19 protein-coding genes are annotated in these 18,997 nt (G+C 73.8%); 14 read left to right on the top strand and 5 right to left on the bottom strand.

Features of this window, described 5'->3' with window-relative positions:
• Window positions 1-44 precede the first annotated feature (44 nt).
• The gene (locus K7G61_RS20805) at window positions 45-236 is read left to right on the top strand and encodes a hypothetical protein (RefSeq protein WP_225848413.1); all 192 of its coding nucleotides are present in this window, start codon (window positions 45-47) and stop codon (window positions 234-236) included.
• Here K7G61_RS20805 and K7G61_RS20800 read toward each other — a convergent pair.
• Window positions 223-1,509 (bottom strand): glycosyltransferase 87 family protein, encoded by a 1,287-nt coding sequence (locus tag K7G61_RS20800; RefSeq protein ID WP_225848412.1) that lies wholly within the window; start codon window positions 1,507-1,509, stop codon window positions 223-225. The genes K7G61_RS20805 and K7G61_RS20800 overlap by 14 nt on opposite strands.
• A gap of 204 nt (window positions 1,510-1,713) precedes the next feature.
• On the opposite strand from K7G61_RS20800, the gene K7G61_RS20795 reads away from it, so the two are divergent.
• Together K7G61_RS20795 and K7G61_RS20790 are read left to right on the top strand one after the other, a co-directional pair.
• Window positions 1,714-1,956 carry a hypothetical protein gene (locus K7G61_RS20795; protein WP_225848411.1) on the top strand — a complete coding sequence of 81 codons (243 nt, stop codon included), beginning with the start codon at window positions 1,714-1,716 and terminating at the stop codon, window positions 1,954-1,956.
• A 155-nt stretch (window positions 1,957-2,111) separates the two neighbouring features.
• A complete protein-coding gene (locus K7G61_RS20790) occupies window positions 2,112-3,245 on the top strand; it encodes a glycosyltransferase family 4 protein (RefSeq protein ID WP_225848410.1) in 1,134 nt (377 codons plus the stop codon).
• A 33-nt stretch (window positions 3,246-3,278) separates the two neighbouring features.
• On the opposite strand, the gene K7G61_RS20785 is transcribed toward K7G61_RS20790, so the two are convergent.
• Window positions 3,279-5,075: a long-chain fatty acid--CoA ligase gene (locus K7G61_RS20785; protein ID WP_225848409.1), complete on the bottom strand. Its 1,797-nt coding sequence runs from the start codon at window positions 5,073-5,075 to the stop codon at window positions 3,279-3,281.
• Between the two features lie 205 nt (window positions 5,076-5,280).
• On the opposite strand from K7G61_RS20785, the gene K7G61_RS20780 reads away from it, so the two are divergent.
• From K7G61_RS20780 to K7G61_RS20755, 6 genes are all read left to right on the top strand, one after another.
• Window positions 5,281-6,042, top strand: a complete 762-nt coding sequence (locus K7G61_RS20780; RefSeq protein ID WP_225848408.1) for a metallophosphoesterase — start codon at window positions 5,281-5,283, stop codon at window positions 6,040-6,042.
• Window positions 6,043-6,197: 155 nt separating this feature from the next.
• Window positions 6,198-6,689: an SRPBCC family protein gene (locus tag K7G61_RS20775; RefSeq protein ID WP_225848407.1), complete on the top strand. Its 492-nt coding sequence runs from the start codon at window positions 6,198-6,200 to the stop codon at window positions 6,687-6,689.
• Between the two features lie 3 nt (window positions 6,690-6,692).
• Window positions 6,693-7,994, top strand: a complete 1,302-nt coding sequence (locus K7G61_RS20770) for an ArsA family ATPase (RefSeq protein ID WP_225848406.1) — start codon at window positions 6,693-6,695, stop codon at window positions 7,992-7,994.
• A 213-nt stretch (window positions 7,995-8,207) separates the two neighbouring features.
• On the top strand, window positions 8,208-8,603 hold the full coding sequence (locus K7G61_RS20765; protein ID WP_225848405.1) for a DUF5304 family protein: 396 nt from the start codon (window positions 8,208-8,210) through the stop codon (window positions 8,601-8,603).
• Window positions 8,604-8,657: 54 nt separating this feature from the next.
• Window positions 8,658-9,599: an ROK family glucokinase gene (locus K7G61_RS20760; RefSeq protein ID WP_225848404.1), complete on the top strand. Its 942-nt coding sequence runs from the start codon at window positions 8,658-8,660 to the stop codon at window positions 9,597-9,599.
• Between the two features lie 346 nt (window positions 9,600-9,945).
• Window positions 9,946-10,692, top strand: a complete 747-nt coding sequence (locus tag K7G61_RS20755; protein WP_225848403.1) for an endonuclease/exonuclease/phosphatase family protein — start codon at window positions 9,946-9,948, stop codon at window positions 10,690-10,692.
• A gap of 60 nt (window positions 10,693-10,752) precedes the next feature.
• On the opposite strand, the gene K7G61_RS20750 is transcribed toward K7G61_RS20755, so the two are convergent.
• Both K7G61_RS20750 and K7G61_RS20745 read right to left on the bottom strand, forming a co-directional pair.
• Entirely contained in the window at window positions 10,753-11,277 is a 525-nt protein-coding gene (locus tag K7G61_RS20750) for a hypothetical protein (RefSeq protein WP_225848402.1), read from the bottom strand.
• A complete protein-coding gene (locus tag K7G61_RS20745) occupies window positions 11,270-12,067 on the bottom strand; it encodes a carboxylesterase (RefSeq protein ID WP_225848401.1) in 798 nt (265 codons plus the stop codon). The genes K7G61_RS20750 and K7G61_RS20745 overlap by 8 nt, the downstream gene beginning before the upstream one ends.
• 185 nt (window positions 12,068-12,252) lie before the next feature.
• Here K7G61_RS20745 and K7G61_RS20740 point away from each other — a divergent pair, with 185 nt between their 5' ends.
• From K7G61_RS20740 to K7G61_RS20720, 5 genes are all read left to right on the top strand, one after another.
• A complete protein-coding gene (locus K7G61_RS20740) occupies window positions 12,253-13,098 on the top strand; it encodes a 1-acyl-sn-glycerol-3-phosphate acyltransferase (RefSeq protein WP_225848400.1) in 846 nt (281 codons plus the stop codon).
• 48 nt (window positions 13,099-13,146) lie between these two features.
• Window positions 13,147-14,325, top strand: coding sequence for a MacS family sensor histidine kinase (macS, locus tag K7G61_RS20735; RefSeq protein ID WP_225848399.1), 1,179 nt, complete (start codon window positions 13,147-13,149; stop codon window positions 14,323-14,325).
• Window positions 14,322-15,044, top strand: coding sequence for a response regulator transcription factor (locus tag K7G61_RS20730; protein WP_225848398.1), 723 nt, complete (start codon window positions 14,322-14,324; stop codon window positions 15,042-15,044). The genes macS and K7G61_RS20730 overlap by 4 nt, the downstream gene beginning before the upstream one ends.
• A gap of 94 nt (window positions 15,045-15,138) precedes the next feature.
• Window positions 15,139-16,167, top strand: coding sequence for a 6-phosphofructokinase (locus K7G61_RS20725; protein WP_225848397.1), 1,029 nt, complete (start codon window positions 15,139-15,141; stop codon window positions 16,165-16,167).
• Window positions 16,168-16,294: 127 nt separating this feature from the next.
• Window positions 16,295-16,933 carry a uridine kinase gene (locus K7G61_RS20720; protein WP_225848396.1) on the top strand — a complete coding sequence of 213 codons (639 nt, stop codon included), beginning with the start codon at window positions 16,295-16,297 and terminating at the stop codon, window positions 16,931-16,933.
• A 26-nt stretch (window positions 16,934-16,959) separates the two neighbouring features.
• Here the strand turns inward: K7G61_RS20720 and K7G61_RS20715 are convergent, their stop codons facing one another.
• Entirely contained in the window at window positions 16,960-18,891 is a 1,932-nt protein-coding gene (locus K7G61_RS20715; protein ID WP_225848395.1) for an anthranilate synthase family protein, read from the bottom strand.
• Window positions 18,892-18,997: the final 106 nt, after the last annotated feature.

Raw genomic sequence — 18,997 nt, 5'->3', positions numbered from 1 at the left:
CGGGACCGGCCCGGCCAAGGCCACCGGCCGGGACAGTCCTCCAATTGCCGCTCGCGCACCTCCTGCTGGGCCTCGGCCTGCCCGGGATCGCCCGGGCCGTGGGGATCGGGGCCCTGCTCCAGTGCCTGGCCGTCGCCGGCCTGTTCCGCGCCGCGGCCACCGGCGCCCCTCCCCGGCCGGCGACGCCGGAGCGGGCGTGGGCGGAGGACCGGGAGGAGCCCCTCAGCGCGAAGTGAGCACCGAGGCAGTGGCCGTCGGCGTGTCAGGCAGCCGCTGAACCGGCCCCGCAGGAGAGTCCCGCCGTACGGTCGCCGCCCACAACCGGCGGCAGGCGATCACGCAAGCGGCGGCCAGCAGGGCGTTGCGGGTACCGAGCAGCAGCACACCCCAGCGGTCGCTCGCCATCACATGGGAGAAGAAGACGGGGAACTCGGCGGTCGTCACCACGGTCGCGGCCAGCGTGAGCAGCACCGGCAGCCGCAGCACCGAGCCCCGTACGGTACGGCACACCGCGCCGATCCCGATCAGCCAGATCATGTACTGCGGGCTGATCACGCGGCTGGTGGTGGTGAACACCAGGACGGCGGTGAAGGCCGCGTCGTACGCGGTGGCCTCGGTGAAGACGGTCGCCCGCAGCCGCCACACCACCAGCCAGCACAGCGCCGCCGCGCTCAGCGCCAGGGCCGCCCAGCTCACCAGGCGCACATGCGGGCCGAGGAACTCCACCGAGCCGTAGTGCATCGTCGCCCTGCCCGGCCAGCCCGCGTGCCGGGCCAGGTGGAAGACCATCGCGCCCATCGACTCGATCTCGGTGCCGCGGTCGCGCTGGAAGGTCAGGAACGAGAACGCGCCCGGCATCGTCGCGGCGAAGGCGGCGCCCACCGCGCCCGCCGTGCCCGCCGCCCACCGCCAGGCCCGGCGGGTCACCGGCCCCCTGGCCGTGCCGATCAGCAGCAGCGCAGGCCACACCTTGAGCATGGCGCCCGCCCCGGCCAGCACCCCGGCCGCACGGCCACCGCGGCGCAGCGCCAGCAGCGCGCACACGCCGACGGCGGTCACCATCACGTCGTACCGCGAGAAGACCACGGGACCGGCTGCCGCGGCCCCCAGCACCCACGTCCAGGCCCCCGCGAGGCGCCCGTTCCCCCGGCTCCCGGCCAGGAACACGGCCGTCACCAGCGCGTCCGTCAGCAGCGCCAGCCAGTAGAAGGCGGCCGCGTACCCCAGGAACGGCAGCACCGCCGGGGCGACCAGCACCGCGGCCGCGCCCGGCGGGTACTGCCAGGTCACGTCGTGGCTCGGGAAGACGCCCGCGCGCAGCTGCGGATACCAGCGGCGGTAGACGTCCTCCACGTCGTGAACCACGAACTGCCCCGGGAAGCGCACCACCTGGAAGACGAAGACCATCAGCGCGGCCCGGGTGACGGCCCAGACCAGCACCACGCCCAGCGGACCGCGCATCCGCTCGCCGATGCCGCCGACCCGGTTCCTGATACGGGTGTTTTTCACGATATTCATCATGCGACCCCCCACCCCTGCCCCCCTGCACGGACGCGGCCCGCCCCACCCGTGCGGGTCAAGCCATGTGACCTCGGGAGGGCCCAGCGGCCTGTTACGGCAGAGCGGGAGACTGTCCGGGCCGGCAACCTCACTGGTACTTTGACCGCGCGTGGCGCCGAGAGCACGGCGGCATACGTGTGGGGGGCGGAGCAGATGGCACAGTACGAATACGCGAAGATCTATTACCATCAGGAGGGGAGTTTCAGCAGGCCCGGAACATTGATATGGACTGCCCAGATTCTCTGGCCAGGCGCCGAGCGCCTCGACATACGGGATGAAGTATCCATCGAGTCGGTTCTGGCTGAGCTGGGCCGGGACGGATGGGAACTGGTGAGTGAGATGCCGTCCTCCGGCATCAACGCCCGTGAATTCCGCCTCAAGCGCCAGGTGAAGTAAGAACCGGCGGGCATACGGCGACGGTACGGCCTTCTCACAGCCGTCCAGTCCTTGCCGGCAACGTCCGGCGGTCGGCTTCCCCGTCGCGCGGGGCACCGCCCCGCGCCCCGCCCCGCCGCCCGCGGCCGGTCCGCGTCGCGGTACTGTCGGCCGGGATGGACAAGACCCTCATCGTGACCAATGACTTCCCGCCCCGGCCCGGCGGGATCCAGTCGTTCGTGCACAACATGGCGCTACGGCTCGATCCCGGGAAGGTCGTGGTGTACGCCTCCACGTGGCGGGACGGGAGCGAGGTGGCCCGGTTCGACGCCGAGCAGCCGTTTCCCGTCGTCAGGGACCGTACGAAGGTGCTGCTGCCCACGCCCCGGGTGACCAGGGCCGCTGCCGCGCTGCTGCGCGAACACGGCTGCTCCTCGGTGTGGTTCGGGGCCGCCGCGCCGCTCGCCCTCATGGCGCCGTCGCTGCGCGCGGCCGGGGCGCGGCGGCTGGTCGGCACCACGCACGGCCACGAGGCGGCCTGGGCGCAACTGCCGGGCAGCCGCATGCTGCTGCGCCGGATCGGCGAGGGCACCGACACGCTCACCTACCTCGGCGAGTACACCCGCTCCCGGATCGCCTCGGCCCTCACCGCCGAGGCCGCGGCCAGGATGGTCCAACTCCCGCCGGGCGTCGATGAGAAGACCTTCCACCCCGCGTCCGGGGGAGCGGCGCTGCGGGCCCGGCTCGGGCTCGCCGACCGGCCGGTGGTGGTGTGCGTGTCACGGCTCGTCCCGCGCAAGGGGCAGGACACGCTGATCGCCGCGATGCCGCGGATCCTGCGGGAGTTCCCGGACGCGGTGCTGCTGATCGTCGGCGGTGGCCCGTACCGCCGCGACCTGGAGCGGCTCGCGGCACGCACCGGCGTGACGGCGGCCGTGCGCTTCACCGGCGCGGTGCCGTGGGAGGAACTGCCCGCCCACTTCGGGGCCGGCGACGTCTTCGCCATGCCGTGCCGCACCCGGCGCGGCGGCCTCGACGTCGAAGGGCTGGGCATGGTCTACCTGGAGGCATCCGCGACCGGCCTGCCCGTCGTGGCCGGCGACTCCGGCGGCGCCCCCGACGCCGTCCTGCGGGGCGAGACCGGCTGGGTCGTCACCGGCGGCTCCCCCGCCCAGGCCGCGGACCGCGTCCTGGCCCTCCTGCGCGACCCCGACCTGCGCCGCCGCCTCGGCGAGCGCGGCCGCCAGTGGGTCGAGGAGGCATGGCGCTGGGACCTGCTGGCCGAGCGCCTGAAGTCGCTGCTGCACTAGCCCGGGGGCGGGCCGGCCCGCCCCCGGCGCCCCTCAGCCGGCGTAGAGCGCTTCGATCTCCTCCGCGTAATCCGCGAGGACCACGTTCCGCTTCAGCTTCATCGACGGCGTCACATGGCCCGACTCCTGCGTGAACTGGCCCGCCAGGATACGGAACTTGCGGACCGACTCCGCCTTGGAGACCGCCTCGTTGCCGTGGTCGACGGCCCGCTGGACGGCGGCGAGCAGGTCGGGGTCGCCGGCCAGCTCCGCCGGGCTCTTGCCGGCCTTGCCGTGCTGCTCGGCCCAGTGCGGCAGGAACTCCTCGTCGAGGGTGATGAGCGCGGCCACGAACGGGCGGCCGTCGCCGACCACCATGCACTCGGCGACGAGGGCGTCGGCGCGGATCCGGTCCTCGATCACGGCGGGCGCGACGTTCTTGCCGCCCGCCGTCACGATGATCTCCTTCTTGCGGCCGGTGATGCTGAGGTAGCCGTCCTCGTCGAGGGTGCCGAGGTCGCCGGTGTGGAACCAGCCGTCGGCCATCGTCTCCGCGGTCGCCCGCTCGTCGTTCCAGTAGCCGCCGAACAGGTGCTCCCCGTACAGCAGCACCTCCCCGTCGTCGGCGATCCGGATCGTGGAGCCCGGCAGCGGCTGGCCGACCGTACCGATCTTGGGGCGGTCGGCCGGGTTGAAGGCGGTGGCCGCGCAGGACTCCGTCAGGCCGTAGCCCTCCAGGACCGTGAAGCCGATGCCGCGGTAGAAGTGGCCGAGGCGCTCGCCCAGCGGGGCACCGCCGGAGATCGCGTGGGTGGCGCGCCCACCCAGCACCGCGCGCAGCCGGGCGTACACGAGCCGGTCGAAGACGCGGTGGGTGAGCCGGAGCCGCAGCGACGGGCCGGACGGCGTGTCCAGCGCCTTGCTGTACTCGATGGCGGCCGCCGCCGCCTTGTCGAAGACCTTGCCCTTGCCGCCCGCCTGGGCGGTCGCCCGCGCGGTGTTGTAGACCTTCTCGAAGACGCGGGGCACGCCCAGGACCAGCGTCGGGCGGAACCCGCGCAGGTCGTCGGTGAGGTTCTTGACGTCGGGGACGTGGCCGAGCCGGATCGGAGCCATCACGGCCGCCACCTCGACCAGCCGCCCGAAGACGTGCGCGAGGGGCAGGAAGAGCAGCACCGAGCTGTCGCCGGTGGTGAACAGGGGGCCGAGCCGCTCCACCACGTTGCCGCACTCGGCGAAGAAGCTGCGGTGGGTGAGGACGCAGCCCTTGGGCCGGCCGGTGGTGCCCGAGGTGTAGACGATGGTGGCCGGAGAGTCGGCGTTCGCCCAGCCCGCCCGCTCCTCCACGGCCGCGTCCGACACCTCGGCGCCGGCCCGCACCAGCGCGTCGACCGCGCCGCCCTCGATCCGCCACACGTGCTTGAGCTGCGGCACCCTCTCCCGTACCGACTCCACCACGTGCTCGTGCGCTTCGGACTCCACGACGATCGCGACCGCGCCGGAGTCGCCGAGGATCCACTCCACCTGGGACGGGGAGGAGGTCTCGTAGACCGGTACGGTGACGGCGCCCGCGGTCCAGACGGCGAAGTCCAGCAAAGTCCACTCGTACCGGGTACGGGACATCACCGCGACACGGTCGCCCGGCTGCACCCCCTCGGCGACGAGCCCCTTGGCCACCGACCGCACCTCGGCGAGGAAGCGGACGGCGGTGATGTCCTCCCACCGGCCGTCCGGATCCTTGCGGCCGATGACGGGGGTGTCCGGATGCTGCGCGGCGTTGCGGCGGATCAGGTCCGTCAGATTGCCGTCCGCGGGGACCTCGTACAGGGCCGGAAGGCTGAACTCACGCAAGGCTGCTGCTCCTCATCGGTGCCACGGTGCACCCGGAGGGACGGTGGTGGACGGCACGGACGCTACCCATGGGTAAAGCTCCGGCGGTAGAGGGGCGGTGCGGATGTTCACAGCATCACACACCCCCCGCCCGGGCCGGAACGCCTCCCCCGGCACACTCGACCGGCGCCGCCCCTCCCGCGGGCCCCGGTTATAGGGTGACGCCATGAGGGTGCATGTGGTGAGCGACGTGCATGGTGCGGCCGACGCACTCGCCCGCGCGGGGGACGGCGCGGACGCCCTGATCTGCCTCGGCGACCTCGTGCTCTTCCTCGACTACGCCGACCACTCGCGCGGCATCTTCCCCGACCTGTTCGGCACCCGGAACGCCGACCGGATGGTCGCCCTGCGCACCGCCCGCCGCTTCGAGGAGGCCCGCGCCCTCGACGAGGAGCTGTGGGCGGGCCTCGACCGCCGCTCCACCCTGGAGAGCGCGGTCCGAAGGCAGTACGCGGAACTCTTCGCCGCCTTTCCCACCCCGACCTACGCCACCTACGGCAACGTCGACATCCCGGCGCTGTGGCCCGAGTACGCCGGCCCCGGCACCACGGTGCTCGACGGCGCCACCGCCGAGATCGGCGGCCGCGTCTTCGGCTTCGTCGGCGGCGGCCTGCGCAGCCGGATGCGCACCCCGTTCGAGATCGGCGACGAGGAGTACGCCGCCAAGGTCGCCGCGCTCGGGCCGGTCGACGTGCTGTGCTCGCACATCCCGCCCGCGGTGCCCGAGCTGTGCTACGACACCGTCGCGCGCCGCTTCGAGCGCGGCAGCCGGGCGCTGCTCGACGCGATCCGCGCCACCCGGCCGAAGTACGCGCTGTTCGGACACGTCCACCAGCCGCTGGTGTCCAGGACCAGGATCGGCCGGACCGAGTGCGTCAACGTCGGCCACTTCAACAGCACCCGCACACCATGGGCACTGGAATGGTGAGCGGCCGCGGTGCGCGGATGATCGCGAACGGGCCGGGTCGCGATAGCCTTCACCGCAACCAGCAGCAGATCCCCCAGCCGGTCCGGAGCGCGCGCGAACCGGTTCCGGCGGCAATTCCAGCAGCGGCTTCAGCAGTAGTCCGGAGGGCCACGGCGATGGCGGAACACACGCGGTCGAGCATCACGATCGAGGCGGCACCGGCCGCGGTCATGGGCGTCATCGCCGACTTCGGCCGCTACCCGGAGTGGACCGGCGAGGTCAAGGAGGCGGAGGTGCTCGCCACCGACGAGTCCGGCCGCGCCGAGCGGGTGCGGCTGCTGCTGGACGCGGGCGCGATCAAGGACGACCACACGCTGGCCTACGACTGGATCGGGGACAACGAGGTGCGCTGGTCCCTGGTGAAGTCCCAGATGCTGCGCACCCTCGACGGCTCCTACGCGCTGGCCCCGCTCGACGGCGGCGCGCGCACCGAGGTCACCTACCAGCTCACCGTCGACGTCAAGATCCCCATGCTGGGCATGATCAAGCGGAAGGCCGAGAAGGTCATCATCGACCGGGCGCTGGCCGGACTGAAGAAGCGGGTGGAGGCGGGCCCGGCCCCGGCCGGCGCCCCCGACGAGGCCGTCGCCGACGGCGACGGCGCCTGATCCGTGGCCGCCCCCCGCACGCTGCTCGTCACCGGTGCCCCGGGCGCCGGCCGCACCACCGTGGCCGCCGCGACCGCCACCGCCGCGGCTCGCGCGGGCGGCGCCGTCCTGGTGCTCACCGCGGACCGCGAGGCGTCCCGCCGTCTGCTGCCCGGGCCGGGGCGGCACCCGGTAACGGGGCAGGGCGGGAGGGACGGGAACGACGGGGACGGCGACGGGCCGGCCACGACCTCGGCGGTGACCGGGCTGCCGGTGCCGTACCCGGTGGACGGCGTCGACGGGCTGTACGCCGCGGTGGTGGACTCCGGCGCCTCCTTCCGGGCCGAGGCGCTGAACCTCCAGGGCCGGATCGGCGGGCTGCTGGCACTGCTGGGGGCGGCGCCCCTCGACCCGGAAGAACTGACCGAACTGCCCGGCGCCGACACCATGGCGCTGCTGCGCGCCCTGCGCGAGACGCACCCGGAGCACGCGACCGCGCCCGGCCCGGCCGAGCCCGCCTGGGACCTGGTCGTCGTCGACCTGCCGCCGGTGCGCGAGGCCGTGCGGCTGCTCGCGCTGCCCGGCCAACTGCGGCGCTACCTCGGCCGGTTGCTGCCCGCCGACCGCCAGGCGGCCAGGGCGCTGCGGCCGGTACTGGCCCAGCTCGCGGGCGTGCCGATGCCCGCGGAATGGGCGTACGAGGCCGCCGACCGCGCCGACCGCGAACTGGCCGGCGTACAGGCGGTCATCGAGGACCCCGGCACCGCCGCGGCCGTCGTGCTGGAGCCGGGACCCGACGCGGAGCGCACCCTGCGCACCGCCCGCGCCGGCCTGTCGCTGTACGGGCACCGGCTCGCCGCCGTGCTCGCGAACCGCGTGCTGCCCACAGGATCGGCCGACCCCTTCCTCACCGCCCTGTTCGGACAGCAGCAGGTCCATCTGAAGGCGCTCGCCGAACAGTGCGCGGCCGACGGCGTGCCGCTGCGCGAGCTGCCCCACCTCGGCCGCGAACCCCGGCCGGGCGACGACCTCGCCGTACCGCCCGAGGCGGTCCTGGCGGGGGAGCGCACGGCGGAGCCCTGGACCGTGGCGGACCTCATCGGGACCGAGGGCCACCTCCTGTGGACCCTGCCGCTGCCCGGCGCCACCCGCGAGGGCCTGGACCTGGTGCGGCGCGGGGACGAACTCGTCGTGGACGCCGCCGGTTTCCGGCGGATCCTCCCGCTGCCGTCCGCGCTGCGCCGGTGCACGGTCTCGGGCGCGGCGCTGCGGGACGAGGAGCTGCGGGTGCGCTTCACCCCCGACCCCGGCCTGTGGCCGCGCTGACCGGACGGCGGCGCCGGGCGGCCGGCGTCTTCTGACACGGGCCGGCCGCGGGCCGCACGCGAGCGCGATGCGGGCCGGACGCGAGCTCGATGCGGGCCGGACACGGGCAGGCCGCGGGTCGGCGGCGGCTCGCGCGGCCGCCGTTCGGGTACCGTCGAGGGGAAGCCGGGGCCGACAGCCCGGACCGCCCGCCGTGCCCGTTTGGAGCCGATCATGAGCGAAGCCACGGACCGTCCCGACCCCGACGCGTGGGCCAAGGCCAGCGCGGAGGACATCGCGGCCGAGCACGCCCGCCGGCGTGCCGAGGCCGGCCAGGGCCCGGGCAGCGCCGTGGACGAGCTGCGCCGGTTCGCCGAGGCCGTCACCGACGCCGTCTCGGACCGGCTGCGCAACCCCGCCTTCCAGATCGCCGCGCAGGGCGTCGTCTCCCAGGTCCGTTCCGTGGTCGAACCCATCAAGGAGCGCAACCCCGACGTCTTCGACCACCTCGCGTCCGCCGGGGCCGAACTCCTGGCCGCCTACCGGTCCGCGGTGGCCGGCGCGGAGGCCCGCTGGACCTCGGCGAACCGGGCCCCGCGTTCACCCGCTGAACACATCGACCTCGACTGACCCCTCCTCCGGTACGGTTCTCTTAGCGGGGATCGACCGAATACTGAGGGACACATGGGACTCACCATCGGCGTCGACATCGGCGGCACAAAGATCGCGGCCGGAGTGGTCGACGAGGAAGGCTCGATTCTCGAAACGGTCAAGGTGCCGACGCCGTCGACTCCTGAAGGCGTCGTCGACGCGATCGTGGAAGCGGTGCGCCAGGTCAGCACCGGTCACCAGGTCGAGGCGGTCGGCATCGGAGCGGCCGGCTACGTCGACGACAAGCGCGCCACCGTCCTCTTCGCCCCCAACATCAACTGGCGGCACGAGGCGCTCAAGGACAAGGTCGAGCAGCGCGTCGGCCTGCCCGTGGTGGTGGAGAACGACGCCAACGCGGCGGCGTGGGGCGAGTACCGCTTCGGCGCCGGCCAGGGCCACTCCGATGTGATCTGCATCACACTGGGCACCGGGCTGGGCGGCGGCATCATCATCGGCAACAAGCTGCGCCGCGGCCGGTTCGGAGTCGCCGCCGAGTTCGGCCACATCCGGGTGGTGCCCGACGGCCTGCTGTGCGGCTGCGGCAGCCAGGGCTGCTGGGAGCAGTACGCCTCCGGGCGCGCCCTCGTGCGGTACGCCCGCCAGCGGGCCAACGCCACCCCGGAGAACGCCAAGGTCCTGCTCGCCCTCGGCGACGGCACCCCCGAGGGCATCGAGGGCCGGCACATCAGCGCCGCGGCCCGCGAGGGCGACCCGGTGGCCGTCGACTCCTTCCGCGAGCTGGCCCGCTGGGCGGGCGCGGGCCTGGCCGACCTGGCCTCGCTCTTCGACCCGTCCGCGTTCATCGTCGGCGGCGGCGTCTCGGACGAGGGCGAACTTGTCCTCGACCCGATCCGCAAGTCCTTCCGGCGCTGGCTGATCGGCGGCCAGTGGCGGCCGCACGCCCAGGTGCTGGCCGCGCAGCTCGGCGGCAAGGCCGGCCTGGTCGGGGCCGCGGACCTGGCCCGGCAGGGCTAGCGGGGGACGGCGAAGGCGTGCCGTTCGCGGCACGCCGCACGCGACGCCCGTGCCTCGGGCCCACCGGCCGGGCACACCGCCCGCACGATCCAGGAACGACCCCGGCGGACACCGCCCGCCGCACCGGGCACCGTGGACGGCCGGGCCCCAACGCGCAGCCGGGCTGCAACGCACAGCCGGGACCGGCCGGACAGCCCCGCGCAGCGCACGACCGGGACATCGCACAGCTTGGACATCGCACAGCCCGGACAACGGACAGCCGGGACCGGCGCACGAGCCGGGACCGGCCGGACACCAAGGACCGGCCCACGGGCCGGGACCGGGACAACGAGGGAAAGGCGCCACCGTGGAGGATCTGCCGGGTTCCGCGACCGAGCCGGACGGCTCGGCGATCGTCCGCGTACTGACGTACAACATCCGCTCCATGCGGGACGACGTGGCGGCGCTGGCCCGGGTGATCCGTGCCTGCGCTCCCGACCTGGTCCTGGTGCAGGAGGCCCCGCGGTTCTTCCGGTGGCGCAAGGCCGCGCTGCGGCTGGCGGACGCGACCGGCCTGGTGTACGTCACCGGCGGCGCCCCCGCCACCGGCCCGATGATCCTCACCGCCATGCGGGCCCACGTCGAGCGCGCCGAGGACCTGCTGATGCCGCACACCCCCGGCCTGCACCGCCGCGGCTTCGCCACGGCGGTCCTGCGCTTCGGCCGCGCCCGGCTCGCCGCGGTCTCCACCCACCTCAGCCTCAGCCCTGCCGAGCGCGCCGCCCAGGCCGGCCTGGTCCTGGAACGGGTGGCCGCGATGGGCGAGCCGTACGCCGTACTCGGCGGGGACTTCAACGAACCGCCCGAGCGACCCGGCTTCTCCCGCATCGCCGCCGAACTCCAGGACGGCTACGCGGTCCGCCCGTGGGGCGGCGCGATCACCAACCACCGCGCGCCCTTCCAGCGCATCGACGCGATCTTCTGCACCCCGGGCGTCGAGGTGCTGGGCTGCGGGGTCCCGACCCCGCTGCCCGGCGTCACCGAGGCCGACCTGTACGCGGCCACCGACCACATGCCCGTGCTCGCCGCGCTGCGGGTGCCCGCCGCGGGCTAGCTGTTCTGTCCGCCCGCGCGCCGGCCACCCGGCTCGCCCGCGCGCTCGGCGGTGGGCCGGTCAGACGACCGCCCCGCCCCCCGGCAGGTCGTCGTCCTCGTCGTCGCCCGTCCGCATCCGCGCCACCAGGGTGCAAAAGCCGCCCACGAAACCGCCGACGCCCACGGTCGCCGCCCACCAGGTCATGTCGAGCTGGAACAGGACGAAGCCCAGGAGCAGCAGGGGTCCGCCGATGACGGCGATCCAGGCGAACTTGGTGGTGACGTCCGCCTCGGGCAGCGGCGGCGGCTCGGGCGGCACGAAGTGCGCGTCCTCCTCGTCCTCCTCCAGTTCGTGGTCGCGCGGGCCCGAGATGACCGGGTGGACGACGATGCTGCGGGTGACGGGCGGCGCGGGGGCGCCCCCGGCGCGGTCCCGCTCCGGCTCGTCGGGAACGTTCTCCGCCTCGGGCCAGGAGGCCACCGCGCCGGGCTCGGGCTCGGCGTCGAAGCCGGCGACCAGCGCGGCCCAGGCGGCGTCCTCGTCCAGGGGCGGCCGGGCCGGCTCCTCCTGCGGTGCGGTGCCCTCGTCCTCGCGGTCAGCCACCTGCCGTACCCTCCTTGACCGGCTCCTTGGGCCCGCCCGCCGCCGGGGCGGAAAGCCGCTGGATGAAGTCGTACGACTCCGTGAAGACGCGCTCGGCGTCGTGGTCGAGCGTCGCCACGTGGTAGCTGCGCTCCAGGATCCGCTCGGTGACGTCCGTGGACGACACCCTGGCCAGCACCACCGCGGAGTTCGAGGGGTGCACCACGTGGTCCACCCGGCTGCGCAGGAGCAGCAGCGGCTGGGTCACCTGGGGGAGTCCGGCGTGGACGGTCTTCCACAGCCGGGTGAGCGAGTGGACGGCGTGCAGCGGGGTGCGGCCGTAGCCGACCTCCGCGCCGCCCTCGCGCGCGATGTCGCTGGCGATGCCGGCCACCGACGGCACGAAGTGCCGGATCACCGGGACCGCCATCAGCCGCGCGCTGTCGGCCTTCACCGAGGGGTTGACCAGCACCAGGCCGCTGACGGCCGTACCGTGCTTCTGCGCCAGCCGCAGTGCCAGCGTGCCGCCCATCGACAGGCCGCACACGAACACCCGGGCACAGCGGTCGCGCAGCGCCGCCAGCTCCCGGTCCACCTCGGCGTACCAGTCCTGCCAGCCGGTGACCTGCATGTCCTGCCAGCGGGTGCCGTGCCCCGGCAGCAGCGGCACGGAGACGGTCAGGCCGCGCCCGGCCAGGTACTCCGCCCACGGGCGCAGCGACTGCGGTGTGCCGGTGAAACCATGGCAGAGCAGGACGCCGGTCTCGCCGCCGTCGTGGCGGTACGGTTCGGCTCCGGGCATGAGCGGCACCGTTGGTCTCCTGTTCGAGAACACGTACGGGGGTGAAGGGTAGTGAGGGCTTCAGCGTACGCGGAGCGGATACCAAGCGGTAAGCCCCGACGGGCCCGGCGGGGGAAGGGCCCGCCGGGTTAAGGTCATGTCGTCGGCTCAGGGGGTGGACCGTCCCATCAGCCCAGGAGGGTTCGCAAACAACGATGTTCTACGGCGCGATGAAGATCGTCATCGGCTCGACGCTCAAGGCCGCTTTCCGTCCGTGGGTCGAGGGGCTGGAAAACGTCCCCGAGGAGGGGCCGGCCATCCTGGCCAGCAACCACCTGTCGTTCTCGGACTCCTTCTTCCTGCCTGCCGTGCTCGACCGCAAGGTCACCTTCATCGCCAAGGCCGAGTACTTCACCTCGCCCGGCGTCAAGGGCAAGCTCACGGCCGCGTTCTTCAAGGGCGTCGGGCAGCTCCCGGTGGACCGCTCGGGTGCCCGCGGGGCCGGTGAGGCGGCGATCAGGAGCGGCCTGGAGGTACTGGAGCGCGGCGAGCTGTTCGGCATCTACCCCGAGGGCACCCGCTCGCCCGACGGACGCCTCTACCGGGGCAAACCCGGTGGCCTCGCCCGGGTCGCGCTCGCCAGCGGCGCCCCGGTGATCCCGGTCGCGATGATCGACACGGAGAAGGTCCAGCCGGTCGGCAAGGTGGTGCCCAAGCTGACCGTCCGCCCCGGCATCCGCATCGGCAAGCCGATGGACTTCAGCCGCTACCACGGCATGGAGGGCGACCGCTTCATCCTGCGCTCGGTCACCGACGAGGTGATGTACGAGATCATGAAGCTGTCCGGCCAGGAGTACGTCGACATCTACGCCACCGCCGCCAAGCGGCAGATCGCCGAGGCGGCCAAGAAGGCGGCCGAGGAGGCCGCGCGGAAGGGCGCCGAGAAGCCTGCCGACACGCCTGCCGACAGGACTGCCGACAAGCCTGCCGGGAACGAGGCCGGGGAGGCCGCCGGCGACGCCGGGGACGCCGCCGACCGGGAGCCCGGGTCCGGCTCCTGACGGCCCGTACGGCCGCCGCACGGCCCGGGGGACATCCAGGGGGACAGCATGCCCGAACCGCGCATGTCGGTGGAACAGCCGCTGTGGCGCGCCCTGATCGCGTACCGCCTGCTGACCTTGTGCTACGCGCTCGCGTTGTACGGCCACGCGTACGGCCGGCTGCGGCACCCGCTGGGCGCGGGCGCGTACATGGCCTTCCTCACCGCCTGGACGCTCCTCACCCTCGGACGGGTGCGGGGCGCCGAGCGCTGCACGAAGGGCTTCCTCGCCGCGGACCTGACGGTCGCGCTGGCCGGGGTCCTGCTCACCGTCGTCGTGGACACGCCCGCCCGGATACAGCACGGCGCCTTCACCCTGCCGTCGATATGGACCGCGGGACCCGTGCTGGCCTTCGCGATCAAGGGCGGCTGGCGCTGGGCCGCCCTCGCCTCCAGCCTGGTGGCCGCCGCCGACCTGGCCGAGCGCCGCGCCTTCACCCGGGACACCGTGCACAACGTGATCCTGGTCTGGGTGGCCGGCGTCGCCATCGGCTACGTGGTCGAGGTCGCCCGGGCCAGTGAGCGCACCCTGGCCCGCGCCCTGCGGATCGAGGCCGCCACACGCGAGCGCGAACGGCTCGCCCGCGACATCCACGACGGCGTGCTCCAGGTGCTCGCCATGGTCCGCCGACGCGGCGACCGGGCCGGCGGCGAGGCCGCTGAACTCGGCCGGCTGGCCGGCGAGCAGGAGGCCGCGCTGCGCACCCTGATCCGCGCCGAGCCGCCGTCCGACCAGGACACCGGGGGCCCGCGCGACCTGCGCGACCTGCTCGCGCCGCTGGCGTCGGCGGCCGTCACCGTGTCCGCGCCCGCCACCGCGGTCCCGCTCGCGCCCGCCGCCGCGGCCCAGCTCGCCGCCGCGGTCGGCGCCGCGCTGGACAACGTCCGCCGACACGCCGGGCCCGCGGCCCACGCCTGGATCCTGGTCGAGGACGAGCCCGACGCGGTCCTCGTCACCGTACGGGACGACGGCCCCGGCATCCCCGAGGGCCGGCTCGCCGCCGCCGAGCGGGAGGGCCGGCTCGGCGTGGCACAGTCCATCCGCGGCCGGCTGCGCGACCTCGGCGGCACCGCGGACCTGCTGTCCGTCCCGGGCCAGGGCACCGAAGTGGAGCTACGGTTGCCCAAGGAGCGGGCGCGGGCCCGGCTCACCCAAGCGCACAGCGGAAGCGGGGGAAGCACACCATGACGGTCGGCACCGCCGGGGACACCGGGACCGACGCACCCGTGACGGTGATGGTCGTCGACGACCATCCGATGTGGCGCGACGCCGTGGCCCGCGACCTGACCGAGGCCGGGTTCGAGGTCGTCGCCACCGCGGGCGACGGTCCCGAGGCCATCCGACGGGCCCGTGCCGCGCGCCCGCAGGTGCTCGTCCTGGACCTGAACCTGCCCGGCGCGTCCGGGGTCCGGGTGTGCAAGGAGGTCGTCGCGAACGACGCGGCCGTACGCGTCCTGGTGCTGTCGGCCAGCGGCGAGCACGAGGACGTACTGGAAGCGGTCAAGTCCGGGGCCACCGGGTACCTGCTGAAGTCCGCCGCGCGCGAGGAACTGGTGGACGCGGTCGGCAGGACCGCCGGCGGCGACCCCGTGTTCACTCCCGGCCTGGCCGGACTGGTGCTGGGCGAGTACCGCAGGCTGGCCGCCGCGCCGCCGCCGGCCGCCGCGGGCGAACCGTCCGCGCCCCGGCTCACCGAGCGCGAGACCGAGGTGCTGCGGCTGGTCGCCAAGGGCCTGAGCTACAAGCAGATAGCCCAGCGCCTGGTCATCTCGCACCGCACGGTGCAGAACCACGTCCAGAACACCCTCGGCAAGCTCCAGTTGCACAACCGGGTCGAGCTTGTCCGATACGCGATCGAACGCGGACTTGACAGCGACGTCCAGGACGACACGGGCGGCGACATGTGACCCAAGTCACGCTAGCTTGGCTGAGGTTGCACAACCGGCACCTTCCCGGCACACCTTCCCCGGCACAGCCAGCTTGCGACGAAGGGAAAAGTCCATGCGGGTCGGAGTTCTGACCGGCGGCGGCGACTGCCCCGGTCTCAACGCGGTCATCCGCGGCATTGTCCGCAAAGGCGTCCAGGAGTACGGGTACGAGTTCACCGGCTTCCGGGACGGCTGGCGCGGCCCCCTCGAAGGGGACACCGTACGCCTCGACATCCCGGCCGTGCGCGGCATCCTCCCGCGCGGCGGCACCATCCTCGGCTCCTCGCGCACCAACCCGCTCAAGACCGACGGCGGCGCCCGGCGGGTCAAGGAGAACCTCGCCGAACTCGCCGTCGACGCGCTCGTCGTCATAGGCGGCGAGGACACCCTCGGCGTCGCCACCACGCTGTGGGAGCAGTACGGGGTGCCCTGCGTCGGCGTCCCCAAGACCATCGACAACGACCTGTCCGCCACCGACTACACCTTCGGCTTCGACACCGCCGTCAACATCGCCACCGAGGCCATCGACCGGCTCCACACCACCGCCGAGTCCCACATGCGGGTCCTGGTCGTCGAGGTCATGGGCCGGCACGCCGGCTGGATAGCCCTGCACTCCGGCCTGGCCGGCGGCGCCAACGTCATCCTCATCCCCGAGCAGCGCTTCGACCTCGACCAGGTCTGCGCCTGGGTGGAGAGCCGCTTCCGGATACGGTACGCGCCCATCGTCGTGGTCGCCGAGGGCGCGATGCCGCGCGACGGGGACATGGTCCTCAAGGACGGCACCCTGGACTCCTTCGGCCACGTGCGGCTGTCCGGCATCGGCGAATGGCTCGCGAACCAGATCGAGAAGCGCACCGGCAAGGAGGCCAGGACCACCGTCCTCGGCCACGTGCAGCGCGGCGGCACGCCGAGTGCCTTCGACCGCTGGCTGGCCACCCGCTTCGGGCTGCACGCCATCGACGCCGTGCGCGACGGCGACTTCGGGACGATGGTCGCCCTGCGCGGCACCGGCATCGTCCGGGTCCCCATCGGCGACGCCACGGCCCGCATCAAGACCGTCGACCCGTCCCTCTACCAGGAGGCCGGCGTCTTCTTCGGGTGATCCGCCCCGCCCGGCCCCGGCCCGCCCCACCGCACTTGCCGCGGACGATCCCGCCGACCTATCCTCCCTCCACCCGGCTCGTCCGGCCGCTTCGTTTTCCCCTTTGAGCACATGAGGAGCGCCCGGCATGACGGGTGGCGTGGGAAGGCACACCGTGCCTGTACTGGCGGTCGCAGGCGGCACCGCTTCCGGCAAGTCGACGCTTGCCGAGGCGCTGGCGCGGCACCACCCCGAGACCGTCGGTCTCGTCCATCTCGACGACTTCTACGACTCCCTGAGCGCGGTCCGCACGCGCAGCGCCTCCGGCGCGGAGATCCTCGACTGGAACCATCCCGGGGCCATGGACGAGGGCGCGGTCACCAGGGCGCTGGACGCGATGACCACCGGCGGGCGGTACCGGCTGGTCGTCGTGGAGGGCCTGTTCGCCCTCACCCTGCCGTCCGTGGTCTCCCGGGCCACCTGGCGGGTGTACGTCGACACGCCCGACGACATCCGCCTGGCCCGGAAGATCCTCCGCAAGATCGAGATCCTCGGGCAGGACCCCGGACTGTCCCTGCGCAACTACCTCCAGACCGGCCGGTCCAGGCACGCGCAGTACGTGGCGCCGTCCCGGGACCGGGCCGACCTGGTGCTCGACGGCACGGCGGACGAGTTCTCGATGATCGCCGCCGTGATGATGCTCATCGGGCCGGTGCTGGCCGAACCGGTGCTGGCCGAGACGGGTTCACCGGCCCTCGGCGCGAGCGACTTCGGCGGGGCCGCGTAGGGCCGCGGCCCCGCCCGCACACAGCACTAGCTCCGCACGGTCACCGCCGTGAGGAGTTCCGTCACCAGCGCGGAGCCGTTCAGGGTCAGGACCGACTCCGGGTGGAACTGCACGCCGGCGAAACCGGGGCCGCGCAGCGCGTGGACGTCGCCGGACACGGGGTCGCGGCTGAGCTCGACGCCGTGCAGCGCGAGCTCCTCAGCGACGGCCGCGTCCGCGCGGGCGGTGAAGGAGTTGTAGAAGCCGACCGTCTCCGGGCGGCCGAAGAAGTCGATCGTCTTCTGGGCGCCCTGGAAGGGCTCGTCCTTGCGCACCAGGTCCAGACCCAGTTCGGCGGCGAGCAGTTCGTTGCCGAGGCACACCCCCAGCAGGCCGCGGGTGTGGCCGCGTACCAGGTCCGCCGCCAGGGCGCGCAGGAACCGCATCTTGGGGTCGGCGGAGTCGGCCGGGTCGCCGGGGCCGGGCCCCAGGACCACCGGGCCGGCGTGGGACAGGGCCGCCTCCCGAAGGCCGGGCTCGTCGTAGCGGCGGACCGTCACGGCGAAACCGGACGCGCGCAGGACATGGCCGAGCATCGCGGTGAAGGTGTCCTCGCCGTCGACGACGAAGGCGTGGCCGGGCCGGGGGCCGCCCGGCGCCAGGGTCTGCATGCGCAGCCAGAACGGGGCGAGGTGGGCGCGGCGGGCGTCGAGGGCGGCGCGGACCCGGAAGTCGTCGGCGAGCCGGGGGGCCGGGGCGCCCGCCTCCCGCTCGCGCCGCGCGCGGGAGGGCACCACACCGAGGGCGGCCAGGACACCGGCCGCCTTGGCGTGGGTCTCGGCGACCTCCGCACGCGGGTCGGAGTGCCGGACCAGCGTCGCGCCCACCGGCACCTTCAGCCCGCCCTCGGCGGAGATGTCGGCGGTGCGGATCAGGATCGGCGAGTCGAGGGTCTGCCCGCCGCCCGCGTCGCGCCCGATGAGCGCCAGCGCGCCCGCGTAGTAGCCGCGGCCCCCCGGCTCGTACCGCTCGATCACCCGGCAGGCGTTCTGCACCGGCGACCCGGTCACCGTCGCGGCGAACATCGTCTCGCGCAGCACCTCGCGCACGTCCAGCTCCGAACGGCCGCGCAACTCGTACTCCGTGTGCGCGAGATGGGCCATCTCCTTCAGCCGCGGCCCGACCACCACCCCGCCCAGGCCGCAGATCGCGGACATCATCTTCAGCTCCTCGTCCACGACCATGGTCAGCTCCTCCACCTCCTTCGGGTCGTGCAGGAACTCCAGCAGCCCCTCGGGGGACGGGCCCTGCGCGGGATAGCGGTAGGTGCCGCTGATCGGGTTCATCACCACGGTGCTGCCGGACATCCGGACGTGCGCCTCCGGGCTCGCGCCGACCAGTGTGCGCCGCGGCGTCACCACGACGAACGTCCAGTACGCGCCGCGCTCGCCGCGCAGCAGCCGGCCGAACAGCGCGAGGGCCGCCGCCGGGCCGAAGTCCGGGACCTCGCCGCGGAAGGTGCGGCGGATCACGAAGTTGGCGCCCTCGCCGCGCCCGATCTCGTCGGCCAGGACCCGTGCCACGATGCCGGCGTACGTCTCGTCGTCCACGTCGAAGGCGCCGCCCTCGACCCGCACCTCCCGCTCCGGAAGCGCCGGCAGCAGATCGGCGAGCGGCACCTCGTACGTCTCGGCCGGCGTCAGCACCGACAGCGGGGTGCCGTCGTCGCGCACGTCGAAGCCGCGTTCACGGATCTGGCGGAACGGGACCAGCGCCAGCGCGTCGGTGACGGGGGCGCCGGGCGCGCCCGTCGGCAGCGGGACGTCGGCGAGCCGGCCGACCTCGGTGACCTCGCCGAGCAGCACCTCCACCACGCCTTCGGGGTGGCCCGGGTTGGCGCGGTGCAGCAGGGCGAACGGCGGGCAGCCGGGGGCGAGCAGACGGTCCACGAGCTGCGCGGGAGTGGGTTGGAGTCGCACGGGCGGGCTTCCTTCCGATGATGTGGGGAAGGGGCGGCCGGGCCCTGCGGAAACGCCGAAGGCCGCCCCTTGGGGCGGCCTTCGCGGAGAGATCGTGCGCGAGAGT

Source organism: Streptomyces sp. HPF1205 (assembly GCF_020400825.1).
GTDB lineage: Bacteria > Actinomycetota > Actinomycetes > Streptomycetales > Streptomycetaceae > Actinacidiphila.
Note: the sequence above shows the minus strand (reverse complement) of the source record. Positions and strands in the feature narration are given on the sequence as shown.